Source organism: Rhizobium sp. BK591 (assembly GCF_014195045.1).
Taxonomy (GTDB): Bacteria; Pseudomonadota; Alphaproteobacteria; order Rhizobiales; family Rhizobiaceae; genus Rhizobium; species Rhizobium anhuiense.
In genome coordinates, this window is the sequence record NZ_JACIAZ010000001.1 from 33,690 (window position 1) to 45,803 (window position 12,114).

At 62.0% G+C, this 12,114-nt stretch carries 11 protein-coding genes; 5 read left to right on the forward strand and 6 right to left on the reverse strand.

Features of this window, described 5'->3' with window-relative positions:
• The first annotated feature begins 15 nt into the window (after window positions 1-15).
• Window positions 16-843 (forward strand): glycoside hydrolase family 16 protein, encoded by an 828-nt coding sequence (locus FHX10_RS00140; protein ID WP_025570030.1) that lies wholly within the window; start codon window positions 16-18, stop codon window positions 841-843.
• Between the two features lie 28 nt (window positions 844-871).
• On the opposite strand, the gene FHX10_RS00145 is transcribed toward FHX10_RS00140, so the two are convergent.
• The 6 genes from FHX10_RS00145 to FHX10_RS00170 form a co-directional block, all read right to left on the reverse strand.
• Window positions 872-1,945 (reverse strand): ABC transporter ATP-binding protein, encoded by a 1,074-nt coding sequence (locus FHX10_RS00145; RefSeq protein ID WP_063474364.1) that lies wholly within the window; start codon window positions 1,943-1,945, stop codon window positions 872-874.
• Complete coding sequence (locus FHX10_RS00150) at window positions 1,942-2,871, reverse strand: PfkB family carbohydrate kinase (protein ID WP_063474365.1); 930 nt, start codon at window positions 2,869-2,871, stop codon at window positions 1,942-1,944. The genes FHX10_RS00145 and FHX10_RS00150 overlap by 4 nt, the downstream gene beginning before the upstream one ends.
• Window positions 2,872-3,894 (reverse strand): SIS domain-containing protein, encoded by a 1,023-nt coding sequence (locus tag FHX10_RS00155; protein ID WP_063474366.1) that lies wholly within the window; start codon window positions 3,892-3,894, stop codon window positions 2,872-2,874.
• Entirely contained in the window at window positions 3,891-4,736 is an 846-nt protein-coding gene (locus FHX10_RS00160) for a carbohydrate ABC transporter permease (RefSeq protein ID WP_063474367.1), read from the reverse strand. The genes FHX10_RS00155 and FHX10_RS00160 overlap by 4 nt, the downstream gene beginning before the upstream one ends.
• Window positions 4,736-5,620, reverse strand: coding sequence for a carbohydrate ABC transporter permease (locus FHX10_RS00165; RefSeq protein WP_063474368.1), 885 nt, complete (start codon window positions 5,618-5,620; stop codon window positions 4,736-4,738). Before FHX10_RS00165 ends, FHX10_RS00160 begins: the two co-directional genes overlap by 1 nt.
• 79 nt (window positions 5,621-5,699) lie before the next feature.
• Complete coding sequence (locus FHX10_RS00170; RefSeq protein ID WP_063474369.1) at window positions 5,700-6,938, reverse strand: extracellular solute-binding protein; 1,239 nt, start codon at window positions 6,936-6,938, stop codon at window positions 5,700-5,702.
• A gap of 226 nt (window positions 6,939-7,164) precedes the next feature.
• On the opposite strand from FHX10_RS00170, the gene FHX10_RS00175 reads away from it, so the two are divergent.
• The 4 genes from FHX10_RS00175 (at window position 7,165) to FHX10_RS00190 (ending at window position 12,109) form a co-directional block, all read left to right on the forward strand.
• Window positions 7,165-8,376: an ROK family transcriptional regulator gene (locus FHX10_RS00175; protein ID WP_063474370.1), complete on the forward strand. Its 1,212-nt coding sequence runs from the start codon at window positions 7,165-7,167 to the stop codon at window positions 8,374-8,376.
• Between the two features lie 356 nt (window positions 8,377-8,732).
• On the forward strand, window positions 8,733-10,088 hold the full coding sequence (locus FHX10_RS00180) for an extracellular solute-binding protein (RefSeq protein WP_025570020.1): 1,356 nt from the start codon (window positions 8,733-8,735) through the stop codon (window positions 10,086-10,088).
• A gap of 211 nt (window positions 10,089-10,299) precedes the next feature.
• On the forward strand, window positions 10,300-11,184 hold the full coding sequence (locus FHX10_RS00185; protein WP_017965892.1) for a carbohydrate ABC transporter permease: 885 nt from the start codon (window positions 10,300-10,302) through the stop codon (window positions 11,182-11,184).
• 10 nt (window positions 11,185-11,194) lie between these two features.
• On the forward strand, window positions 11,195-12,109 hold the full coding sequence (locus tag FHX10_RS00190; RefSeq protein WP_025570018.1) for an ABC transporter permease subunit: 915 nt from the start codon (window positions 11,195-11,197) through the stop codon (window positions 12,107-12,109).
• Window positions 12,110-12,114 lie beyond the last annotated feature (5 nt).

Below are 12,114 nucleotides of genomic sequence, written 5' to 3' on the forward strand. Positions count from 1 at the left end.
TTTCGGAGGAGCAGAATGCGTTACAAGGTATCTTCTAAGGCTTTTGGTTTGCTCATCATCCTCGGACTGGGGGCGTTACCCGGCCAACCGAGCGTCGCCCAGGAGCCGCTCAATATCAATGCCTACCAACTGACGTTCGAGGAGAGTTTCGACAGCCTCGACGTTTCGGCCTGGGGAGAGAAAAGCTCTCGCTGGATCGCCCATACGCCCTGGAACGGCGATTTCGGTGACGCCCGTTTCACCGATCCGGCCCCCGGCTTTCCGTTTACCACCGATCAGGGAATTCTGAAGATCGAAGCGCGCAAGGAGGCCGATGGAACCTGGCGTTCGGGCCTGTTGTCGTCGGTGAACCCGAAAGGCCAAGGATTCTCGCAGCAGTTCGGCTATTTCGAAGCACGGATGAAGCTGCCGCCGGGCAAGGGCGTCTGGCCGGCCTTCTGGCTCATCGGGCTCGACCGGTCGAAATACACCGCAGAGATCGACGTCTTGGAATATTATGGACGCGCGCCCTACGAATTCAGCATGGGCTTTCATATCTGGCGTCAGAGCCAGGGTGGCCAGAACACCACCGGTGGCCATTGGCAAACCGTCCAGGATGGAATTTTGAACAGCGAATATCACACTTACGGCGTCGATATCCAAGCTGACAAGACGAGCTTCTACCTCGACCGCCAGTTCATCTGGAGCTTCGATACGCCGAAGGAGTTCCATATGCCGTTCTATCCGCTGGTGAACCTGGCACTCGGCTCAGGTTGGCCGATCGATGAAACGCCGAATCCTTCCATCCTGCTCGTCGACTATATCCACGTCTACCAGCGGAAGCCCACCGACGCGGCGAATTGAGCAGGGGACGGGGATAGTCGTTCCGTCGCTAACGGCCGCAGCTGAGGCCGGTTTCCGGATCGAAGAGATGCATTGCCTCTTCGTCGAAAAAGAGGGTGAGCTTTTCGTTGTCGCGGATCGGCGTGCGCGGCGGCAGGCAGGCCATCAGGCGCTGATTTCCGGCAAGGACGGTAACGACGAGTTCCGGGCCGGTCAGCTCTGCGACCTCCAGGTTTGCCTCGATCGACGGGCCGGTGCCGCCTGTGCGAAGCGCCTCGGGACGGATGCCGAGGATGAGGTCGCGGCCATTGCCGGCCGTCTCGCGGAAACGGGCGGGCAGGGGCAGGCTGGCATCGGAGCCTGAAAGCGCCAGGCGATCGTCACGCACTGTTGCCTTCAGCAGGTTCATCGGCGGCGCGCCGACGAAGGTGGCGACATAGAGCGTTGCCGGATGGTTGTAGATCTCCTCGGGTGTGCCGAGCTGCTCGATGCGGCCGTCGCGCATGACGGCAATGCGGCTGGCCAGCGTCATCGCCTCGATCTGGTCATGGGTGACATAGACGACCGTCGTCTTCAGCATCTGATGCAGCCGCTTGATCTCGGTGCGCATCTCCATGCGCAGCTTGGCGTCGAGGTTGGAGAGCGGTTCGTCGAAGAGGAATACTTCAGGCTTGCGCACCAGCGCGCGGCCGATCGCGACGCGCTGGCGCTGGCCGCCGGAAAGTTGGCTCGGCTTGCGGTCGAGCAGGTTTTCGATCTGCAGCAGCTTTGCAGCATCACGCACGGCCTTGTCGCGTTCCGGCGCCGGCACCTTGCGCATTTCCAGGCCGAAACCGATGTTCCGGTGCACCGTCAGGTTGGGATAGAGCGCGTAGGATTGAAAGACCATGGCGATGTCGCGGTCCTTCGGATGCACGCCGAGCACCGAGCGGCCGCCGATCCTGACATCGCCGCTCGTCGCCTCGGCAAGGCCGGCAATGATGTTCAGCAGGGTGGATTTGCCGCAGCCGGAGGAACCGAGCAGCACCAGGAATTCGCCGCTTTCGAGTGAGATGTCGATGCCTTTCAGCGTTTCGACGTCGCCATAGGTCTTGCGGATGTTCTGAATTTCGAGTGCGCTCATCGCACTGGCTCCTGCAGGTGTATCGGGCCGCCATAGTTGCGGGGAAGGGTGGAAATGGCGCGCGAGGCAACCTCGGTTCCCGCCATGAGGCAGGAAACCAGCGGTGCATCGCTTGCGAGCGCGGCGAGGAAAGCGGCGTTGAAGACATCGCCGGCGCCGATCGTATCGACGACCTCAACGACGGGTGCGGCCACCGAAACCAAGAGGCCGTCCGGCCCGATCGCGATGGCGCCGTCCGGCCCACGTTTGACGACGACGATCGCACCCTCCGGCATATGCGACCTGATGTGACGGGCGGCCTCGATCGGATCGGCGATGCCGGCAAGCGTGGTCGATTCAACCTCATTCAGCAGCGCGATGCCGCTGCGGGAGAGCCAGGCGCGTGTCGCCGCGCAATTCTCGTCTGTCCAGCCGTCGAGCGGCCAGCCGGTATCGAGGGCGATGGTGATGCCATGGCTGTCGGCCCAGTCGAACAAGGCGTCATATTCTCTCGTCAGATCGTCGGTCAGGAACGAGCCGCAGAGAAGGGCATAACCGCCCTGAAGCCTCTCGCCCTCGATGACCGCGAAGACATCTGCCAGGCTGAAGCGCGGCAGATGACCCCTTGTGGTGAAGAAGGTGCGTTCGCCGTCCGGATGGGTGATGCCGACGGAGAGTGTCGTTTTCTCAGGACGCACCGGCCATTTCTCTGAACGGCGGCCGAAGGCTTCTCGCAGCCAGCGGCCGAACTGGTCACTGCCGATGTTGGCGGCGATCTCGAATTCGACGCCAAGCGCTTGCCAGGCGAGCGCGCTGTTGCCGGCTGCTCCGCCGACCCGCAATTCGTCATGGTCGACGATGATTTCCGTCCCGGCCTTCGGCCAGGGGGCGGCCGGTCCAAGGATCAGGTCGACATTGACGTTGCCGATGACTGCAAGTGGCCGCATTCATTCGCTCCGGGTGATTTTGGTGGATCGAACAGGCGTTCCGGCATTCTCCACGCGGGTATCGGCAAAGGCGATCATCAGTCGCTGGGCAACCGGCAGCATGGCGAAGATCGCGGCAAGGCCGGTTGCAGGGGCAAAGCGGATCGTCACTGCGCCGGCGACCGGCGCTTGCCCGGATGCGTCGAACAGGATGACGGGGGCGCCGGTCTCGACGGCGGATACCGCCATTGCGGTGACCAGGCCGGCCGTCTCGTCCGAGCCGCGGAAGAGCACGACGCCGATCTCCGGCCCCAGCATCTCCATCGGTCCGTGACGCAACTGGCCACCCTCCAGCGAGAAGCAGGGACGACGCGACAGTTCCGTCAATCCGAGCGCCAGCGCCTCGGCGACACCCTGCAGCCGCCGGCCTGAGGTGACGACGGTCGCGACGTTTTCGAGGGCGGCGAGGGCGTCGGCGATGTCCTGGTCTTCAGGCGCCCTGAGGACGGCAAGCGCGGCGCCCGGATCTTCGCCGAGGGCGGCAAGGATTGCCAGATGCAGGGCGAAGGTTACCGTCAGGCTGCGGGTGGCGGCGAAGGCAAGCTCGGTGCCGCCGCTACCCACCAGCGACGGGGTCGTTCTTGCAAGGAAGGAACTGCCTTCGAGCGTCAGGCCGAAGGTCTCCGCCGTGCCGCCGGTCTCGTCGAACCAGCGCACGACCTCGGCGCTTTCGCCGGATTGCGAGGTGACGAAGATCGTCCTGCCGGTGATCGGCAGCGGCTGGCCGAGCTGCTCGGACAGCGGCAAGGCGAGGGCATCGATGCCGAGCGCGCGGTAGAGCGGCTCGACGGCACGGTTGACGGCGTGCGAGCCGCCCATGCCGATCAGCAGCAGCCGGCCGGTTTTCTTCAGCGAGGCGGCGGCCCTCGCCGCCATCGGCCGGGCAGCTTCGTAGGAGGCGATCGCATCGGCATGCTGGCGCGCCATTTCGCGATCGATCGCGGCAAGTCCGGCCGGCCGGATTGTTTCTTCTGTCATGTTCATCCCTTGACGCCGCCGCTGGTTAGCCCGGAAATCAGGGCGCGTTGCATGACGAGGCCGATCAGCACGGGAGGCAGGGCGGCGAGCACGCCTGCCGTCGCGATCAGTCCGTAATCGGAAACGCGGCCGCCGGCGAGATCGGCGATGGCGACGGTCAGCGTCTTGGCGCGCTGGTCCGAGGTGAAGAGCAGCGCATAGAAGAATTCATCCCAGGCAAGCAGGAATGCAAAGAGGCTTGACGTCGCGACCACGGGGGCGGCGAGCGGCAGCGTGATGATCCGCAATGTCTGGATCAGGCCGGCGCCGTCGATCATCGCGGCGGATTCGATTTCGCGCGGGATGGAATCGAAGCCCGATTTCATCAGCCAGGTGGTGAACGGCGCGAGAATTGTCAGATAGACGAGGGCGAGGCCGAAGACGTTGTTCAGCATGCCGAGATGGGAGAGGCTCATATAGAGCGGCACGGCGAGCGCCACCGGCGGCAACATGTAGGTGGCGATCACCATCGACAGCGACCAGCCGACGGAAGGCGTGCGCGACACCGCCCAGCCGGCCGGAATCGCAAGCGCGATGGCGGCGATCGTCGCCATGCCCGCCACCTCGATGCTGTTGCGCAGCGATGAGGTGAAGGCGGCGCCGGCGCTGTTTTCGAGCGTCGAGAGCAGCACGGCGTAGCGCGAGAAATCCGCCGTCTGCGGCCACCAGCGCAGGGGTTTTGCTGCAAGATCGGCGGCCGGCGAGATGCTCATGATGAACAGCCACAGGATCGGCGCCAGGATGACGGCGGCGAGCAGCAGCGCGCAGAGATGGATGAAGGCGGAAAAGAGCGGGCTCTGGCGTTCCATCAAGCGGCACTCCCGGCGGTCTTGCGCACCAGGGCGGCGTAGCCGGCGGCAAGCAGCGTCACCAGCAGCGTGACGATCAATGCCAGCGAGGCGCCGGAGCCTGCCCGCTGGAAGGAGAAGGCTTCCTGATAGACGAGGATCGACAGTGTACGCGTGCTGTTGGCCGGGCCGCCGCGGGTCATGACCCAGATGATGTCGAAGACCTTGAAGGCTTCGATCGTGCGCAGCACCAAGGCGACCATCAGCGGGCCGGCGAGATAGGGGAGGATGACGAAGCGGAAGCGGGCGAAAGCACCGGCGCCGTCGACCAGCGAGGCGGCGGTGATGTCGCGCGGCACGGCCTGAAGTGCGGCCAGTGCGATCAGCGCCACCAGCGGGAAATTCTTCCAGCAGTCGGCGACGATGAGGGCTGCCAGCGCCGTGCCCGGCTCGCCGAGCCAGGAGCGGTAGGCCTCCAGCAGACCGAGTTGGGTCAGTGCGGCATTCAGCGCGCCGTATTCCGGATTGTAGATCAGCCGCCAGAGCGTGGCGTTGACGACGGTCGGCAGTGCCCAGGGCAGGATCATCAGGGCGCGAAGCACGGTGCGGCCGCGAAACTGCTGGTTCAGCAACAGCGCCGCCAGAACGCCGATCACCATTTCGGCGGCGACCGAGATGATCGCGAACCATGCGGTGGTGATCAGCGTGCGCTGGAAATTCGAGCCGGAGATCATCTTGGCATAATTGTCGATGCCGACGAAGTTTCCTTGCGTGCCGACGAGCTTGGCATCGGTGAAGGAGAGGCCGATAGTATCGATCAGAGGCCAGCCGATGACTGATATCATCACCACGAGAAGCGGCAGCATCAAAAGCCACGCGCGGGTTGTCAGCCAAGTGCCCGACATCGAGGCGACCCTTCTTCATTCATAGGTTATCGAAAGCGAACCGGGCGACGGCGGGCGCCGCCCGGGTTTCATGCTTTGCTCAGAGGCCGCTGTTGTCGGCCGCCGACTTCAGCGCGTCTTCGGGCGAGGTCTGGCCGAGCAGCGATTCCTGGATCGCTTGCTGCAGCGCGGTCGAAAGCTCCTGATATTTCGGTGTCGTCGGACGTGGATACATGGCGGCAAGGCCGATCTTGGCGGCGGAGATCAGCTCCTCCTGGCCCTTGGTGACAGCAGGGTCTTCGTAGGAGGATGCCCAGATCGGCAGGCTGAGCTTGGCATAGGCATTCTGCGTTGCCTGTGATGTCATGAAGGTGATGTACTTCCAGGCCTCATCAGGATGCTGGCTGGCCGAGGTGATGCCGAGGCCCATCGAGCCGTTGACGGCCGAAGCCTCGCTCTTGCCGGCAACACCCGGCGCCGGCACGACGCCGACCTTGCCCGCGACCTTGCTGTCCTTCGGATTGTTGGCCATGTTGTACATGTAGGTCCAGTTCAAAGCGAAGGCGGCATCGCCGTTTTCGAAGACCTTGCGGACGTCCTCTTCCAGGAATTCCTTGGAGTTCGGATTGGTCAGGCCCGAGGAATAGCTGGAGACCATGTATTTCAACGCATCGAGGCCGCCGCCGGTCTGGAAGGCCGGCTTGCCGTCCTTGAGGAAATCGCCGCCATAGGCGCTGACGAGTGTGGTGTAGTCGCAGATCGCGGCCTCGGCCTGCGACCAGCTCCAGGCGATCGGCGTGGCGAGCAGGCCCTTGTCCTTGATGGTCTTTGCCTGCTCGGTCAACTCGTCCCAGGTTTTCGGCGGGGCCTTGATGCCGGCCTTTTCAAGGATTTCTTTGTTGTAGAACAGGTATTTGGTGTCGAGGATCCACGGCATGCCGTAATATTTGTCGTCGTACTGCACGGTGGTCCAGGCGCCCGGCAGCACGCCCTTCTTCATCTCGTCGGTGACACGAGAGGAGACGTCGACCAGAACCTTGTTGGTGGCGTATTCGGCCGGCCAGATGACGTCGAAGAGGACGACGTCGTAACCGCCGCCGGACCCTTGCGCCAGCACCGTCTTGTCGTGCAGGCCTTCATAGGGAACGAATTCGAGATTGACCTTGATGTCGGGGTTCGCCTTGGCGAAGGCGTCGGTCATGGCGCGCACATCGGCCTCGCTATAGGCGGCCTGTGCCATGAAGAGCGCGTTCAGCGTCGTTTCGGCGAAAGCGTGCGGCGCAAAGGATGCGCCGATCAAGGCCGCACCGAGAAGCGTCTTGTTAAGGGATTTCAGCATTGCAGCCTCCAGTTTTTGACATTTACGCATTGCCGAGGGCGGACTTCGCCGCCCTCGGCGTTCGAGAAGGCGCGTGTTGAAAACGTGCCAGTCCATCATCTCGGAGCGTCGTCGGAGGCCTCGCTGGGCTTCCTGCGTTCCCTGGGACTCTCCGGTCCCTCATTAAGTCAAATGTATTGACTTAATACTTCTTCAACATTCTAATGGAGTCAAGAGGCAATTGCAGATGAATGACAGTCGACCGATCCGGGCCAAGAGCGGCACCAATCACGAAGGCACCAGCGCCCATAACCGGCGCGTGATGATCGATGCCCTAAGGATCAACGGTGCGCTTTCACGCGCCGATCTGGCGCGGGCGACGCGGCTGACCAAGCAGACGGTGTCCAATATCATCGAGGAACTCGAACGCGACGGTCTCGTCAGTTCGCAGGAGGCGGTGCGGAAGGGCAGGGGCCAGCCCTCGACGCCCTACGGCCTGGTGCCCGAGGGCGCCTTTGCGATCGGCCTGCAGATCGACCGGCATGTGACGCGGGCGGTCGCCGTCGATCTGGTCGGCAGCGTTCTCGTGCGTGACGAGGCCGGCCTGCCGCCAGGCGGTCCGTTTAACGGGACGAAGGTCATCCTTGATCTCGTCGCCGGCGTGCGGTCGAAGCTCGCCGGGATCGTCCAGCAATCGGAAAAGCGGCTGGTCGGCCTCGGCGCCGCCATGCCCGGACCCTTCGGGGTCGCCGGCAGCGGCGACGATCCGTGGATGATGGAGGCTTGGCAGAAGTTTCCATTGCTGGAAACGCTGGCCGCCGGCACCGGGCTCGATGTCGGCCTGCAGAACGATGCGGCCGCGGCGGCGACCGCCGAGCGTATGGTGGGAGCCGCCCATGGCCTCGACCATGCCGTCTGCCTCTTCGTCGGCTATGGCATCGGTGCCGGCCTCATTCTGAACGGCGAGCTTTACCGCGGCGCCAACGGCAATGCCGGCGAGATCGGCATGGCATTGCTGTTTGCCGACGGCAAATCGACGCCGCTCGAACATCGCGCCTCGCTCGCCTCGCTCTACCAGCATCTGTCGATCGATCCCGCCGATCCTGACCTTTATGCGCGGATCAACGAGCTTGCCTTAAGGGGCGATCACGGCATCCGCGCCTGGGTCGAGGCGGCCGCAGCGGACCTGCGCTGGAGCATCCATCTCCTCGAGACGCTGTTCGATCCGCAGACGGTGATCCTCTGCGGCAGCGCGCCGGAAGCGCTGGTAAGCAGGCTGTTTGCGGCGATCGGCCCGCTGCTGCCGTCGATCGCCGAGCGCCGCGGCCGGACACTGCCGCGCCTGCAGCCGGGCATAGCCGATCCCTGGTCGGTGGCGCTGGGTGCCGCCGCCGGGCCGATCAGTCGTGCATTCGATCCACGTTTTGCCGCGATCCTGAAGGATTCCCGTCAGTCCTGAGGCTGAAACCAGTGTTGCACACCAGTGCAACGGCAAAAAATGCGGGCTGTTGGCAAGTTTCGTTAGGATGGTTCGGGCGAATAAATCCGTCCGGTCGAAATATAAATAAATATTGCATTCCCCCTAAAATTCCATTGTTTTGAATGTAATAGAAATTTACTCGCAATATGCTAAAGAACTCCTCGAAATTTCTCCAAATATATCTCCGATATCGGCGAATAACAACTATGTGAATTTTTTATGACAACTGGATTTCGATCATTTCATGTCATGGAATATTCATTGGCCGCGGCAATTTGAACCCGCTAATAGGGCGTGCGCTGAAAGTGCGCGTCCCTTTTACGTTCGAGGTTCTCATGCAAGCCAAGCTTCTCGGCGCCGTTGGCGCCCTTCTCGCTACAGCGTTTCTTGCTGGTCCCGCCGCCGCCGCCGATAAGACCAAGATCGACTTCTGGTTCGGCAACTCCGGTGACATTGCCAAGCGTGTCCAGGAACAGTGCGATCGCTTCAACCAGTCGCAGGCCGATTACGAAGTCGTCTGCACCAGCCAGGGTAGCTACGATGCGTCCTTGCAGAACACCATCGCTGCCTTCCGCGCCGGCAAGCAGCCGACCATCGCCCAGGTCTCCGATGCCGGCACGCTCGATATCATGCTCTCCGGCGCCTATTATCCGGCCAACAAGCTGATGGCCGACATGGGTTATACCGTCGACTGGAACGATTATTTCTCAGGTATATCGGGCTATTACGCGACCTCGAAGGGTGAGATGTACTCCTTCCCCTTCAATTCCTCGACCGCTCTGCTCTACTGGAACAAGGACGCCTTCGCCAAGATCGGCAAGGATCATGCTCCGGCAACCTGGAAGGAAGCAGGCGAAGACCTCAAGGCTCTGAAGGATGCAGGCTATGCTTGTCCGCTCGGCTTCGACATCTCCAACAACGAAGTCTGGCAGTACATCGAGCAGTTCGAAGCCGTCAACGGCGAAGCCATCGCCACGAAGAAGAACGGCTTTGAAGGTCTCGACGCCGAGCTGGTGTTCAACAAGAACCCGCTTCTGGTCAGCTATATCAAGGACCTCAAGTCCTGGTATGACAACAAGCTTGCCGTGATCAAAAACAAGGCCGTCGGCCAGACCTTCGTCGAAGCCTTTGCCGCCGGCGATTGCCAGGTCATCCTGACCTCGGTCGGCGACCATGGCAATGTTGGCCGCACCGCCAAGCAAGGCATGAACTGGGGCGTTTCCATGCTCCCGACCTACGGCGACGCAACCCGTCACAGCTCTTACGTCGGCGGCGCTTCGCTTTGGGTTCTGAAGGGCCATTCGGACGCTGAATACAAGGCTGCCGCTGCCTTCTTCAACTTCATCGCAAAGCCGGAAGAGGCTCTGACCTGGTCGACCGTTACCGGCTACATCCCGGTTCGTAACTCCGGCTTCGAATATCTCAAGAAGCAGGGCTTCTACGACAAGGCGCCTTATGCCGGCCGCGAACTCGCCATTCAGAGCCTGACCGCATCGCCTGCCGGTGACGCGGCTCCGCACGGCATCCGCCTCGGTGGCCTGCTGCAGGTCCGCACCGAAATCGCCAATGGTCTGCAGGCCATCTTCGTCAACAATGCCGATGTCCAGGCTTCGCTCGACGGCGCTGCCGAACGCGGCAATACGCTCCTGCGCCGCTTCCAGCAGACCTATAAGAACGTTCAGCTCCCCTGATCGCCCGATATATGCCGCACCCGGCCCGCGTCGCGCGCCGGGTGCGTCCTTGTAAGTTCCCTTATCGGCCGCGGATGCGTACTCGCCGCCCGCGTCTAAAGCGCGCCGCTCGCGCTTTAGATCTTTATGTCGGCGCATGTCGTTACCGCAAAACCGCTGCACACTTTTGCGCGACATGCTTTAAACCAAACCAGGACGAAAACGACCACTCATGGAAAAGCGCGTCACTTTCTCCTCGACGACGATCGGACTGCTCTTCGCATTTCCGATGCTGCTGCTGATCTTCGTCTTCTTCTATTGGCCAAGCGCGCAGGCGCTCTATTGGGCGTTCACGCTTGAGCAGCCATGGGGCGGCGGCAATGCCTGGGTCGGTTTCGACAATTTCAAACAGTTGCTCACCGATCCGATCTATTGGGACTCGATCACCCGTAGCATGATCTTCGGCTTCAGCTCGACGGCGATTGCCATGGGACTGGCGCTCATCCTGGCGCTTTTGACCGATCGTGAACTGCGCGGCCACAAGGTCTACCGGTCGGTGTTCATCTGGCCTTACGCAATTGCCGCTCCCGCTCTCGGGCTCGCCTTCCGCTTCATCCTGGCGCCGGAGGCCGGCCTGCTGTCGGTCATCAATCACGTCTGGCCCGGTCTCTGGAACCCGGCGCTCGACGGCAAGGATGCGATGATCGCCGTCATCGTCGCCTTCTCGTGGAAATATATCGGCTACAACTTCATCTTCTTCCTCTCGGCGCTGCAAGGCATTCCGCGCTCGCTGATCGAGGCGGCGGCCATGGACGGTTCGGGGCCGATGCGCCGGATCTGGGATATCCAGCTGCCCTTGCTGACGCCGACGCTGTTTTTCCTGCTCGTCATCAACATCACAGAGAGCTTCCAGGATTCCTTCGGTATCGTCGACGTCATGACCCAAGGCGGGCCGGCGCGCGCCACCGAACTCATGGTCTACAAGATCTATTTCGACGGCTTCAGAGGTCTCGATTATTCCGGCGCTGCGGCGCAGTCGATCATCCTGATGGTGCTCGTCGTCCTTCTCACCATCTTCCAGTTCCGCTTCATCGAGCGGCGCGTGCACTACAAGTGAGGTCGCGGACATGATCGAACGCACGCCGATATTCAACTTCATCTGCTATACGCTTCTTGCGCTCGGCATGGTGATCGCGCTCCTGCCTTTCGCCATCGTCATCATCGCGTCGACGCTGGATCTGGAAACGGTCAATCGCGTGCCGCTGCCGCTCACGCCGGGCTCGCATTTCTGGGAAAACGCCGAGGCCGCCTGGGTTCGCGCCGACCTCGGCAACAAGCTGTTCCACAGCATCATCTTCGCCACGACGGTCGGTGCCGGCAAAGTCATGCTTTCTTCCATGGCGGCTTTCTCGATCGTCTATTTCCGCTTCCGTGGCCGCTATGTGATTTTCTGGATCATCTTCATCACGCTGATGCTGCCGCTGGAAGTCCGCATCGTGCCGACCTATTCGATTGCGGCCAACGCGCTGCAGCCTTTCCAGACGATCCTCGACGTCACCGGGATAAGCTGGCTCGTCTCGCAGATCACCGGCATTCAGATCAAGCTCGAATGGGGTCTGCTGAATTCCTATCCCGGTCTCGTTCTGCCGCTGGTCGCCACGGCGACCGGCACCTTCCTTTACCGGCAGTTCTACCTGACGGTTCCGGACGAGCTGGCCGAAGCCTCGAAGATGGACGGTTCGGGCCCGGTCCGGTTCTTCTGGGATATTCTGCTGCCGCTTTCGCGGCCGAATATGATCGCGCTGTTCACCATCATGTTCGTCTGGGCCTGGAACCAGTATCTCTGGCCGTTGCTGATCACCACCGATCCGAATTTCGGCATTGCGGTGACGCAGTTGAAGACCCTGATCCCGTCCGAATTCGGCCTGCCCGACTGGAACGTCGCCATGGCTGGAACCCTGATCATCATGTCGCCGCCGCTGGTGCTCGTCATCCTGATGCAGCGCTGGTTCGTGCGCGGCCTTATCTCCACCGAGAAGTGAAGGAG

Excerpts from the sequence above, each read along its gene's own strand:
- FHX10_RS00140 (WP_025570030.1), top strand. The coding sequence starts at position 16 with ATGCGTTACAAGGTATCTTCTAAGGCTTTTGGTTTGCTCATCATCCTC.
- FHX10_RS00145 (WP_063474364.1), bottom strand. The coding sequence starts at position 1,945 with ATGAGCGCACTCGAAATTCAGAACATCCGCAAGACCTATGGCGACGTC.
- FHX10_RS00150 (WP_063474365.1), bottom strand. The coding sequence starts at position 2,871 with ATGCGGCCACTTGCAGTCATCGGCAACGTCAATGTCGACCTGATCCTT.
- FHX10_RS00155 (WP_063474366.1), bottom strand. The coding sequence starts at position 3,894 with ATGAACATGACAGAAGAAACAATCCGGCCGGCCGGACTTGCCGCGATC.
- FHX10_RS00160 (WP_063474367.1), bottom strand. The coding sequence starts at position 4,736 with ATGGAACGCCAGAGCCCGCTCTTTTCCGCCTTCATCCATCTCTGCGCG.
- FHX10_RS00165 (WP_063474368.1), bottom strand. The coding sequence starts at position 5,620 with ATGTCGGGCACTTGGCTGACAACCCGCGCGTGGCTTTTGATGCTGCCG.
- FHX10_RS00170 (WP_063474369.1), bottom strand. The coding sequence starts at position 6,938 with ATGCTGAAATCCCTTAACAAGACGCTTCTCGGTGCGGCCTTGATCGGC.
- FHX10_RS00175 (WP_063474370.1), top strand. The coding sequence starts at position 7,165 with ATGAATGACAGTCGACCGATCCGGGCCAAGAGCGGCACCAATCACGAA.
- FHX10_RS00180 (WP_025570020.1), top strand. The coding sequence starts at position 8,733 with ATGCAAGCCAAGCTTCTCGGCGCCGTTGGCGCCCTTCTCGCTACAGCG.
- FHX10_RS00185 (WP_017965892.1), top strand. The coding sequence starts at position 10,300 with ATGGAAAAGCGCGTCACTTTCTCCTCGACGACGATCGGACTGCTCTTC.
- FHX10_RS00190 (WP_025570018.1), top strand. The coding sequence starts at position 11,195 with ATGATCGAACGCACGCCGATATTCAACTTCATCTGCTATACGCTTCTT.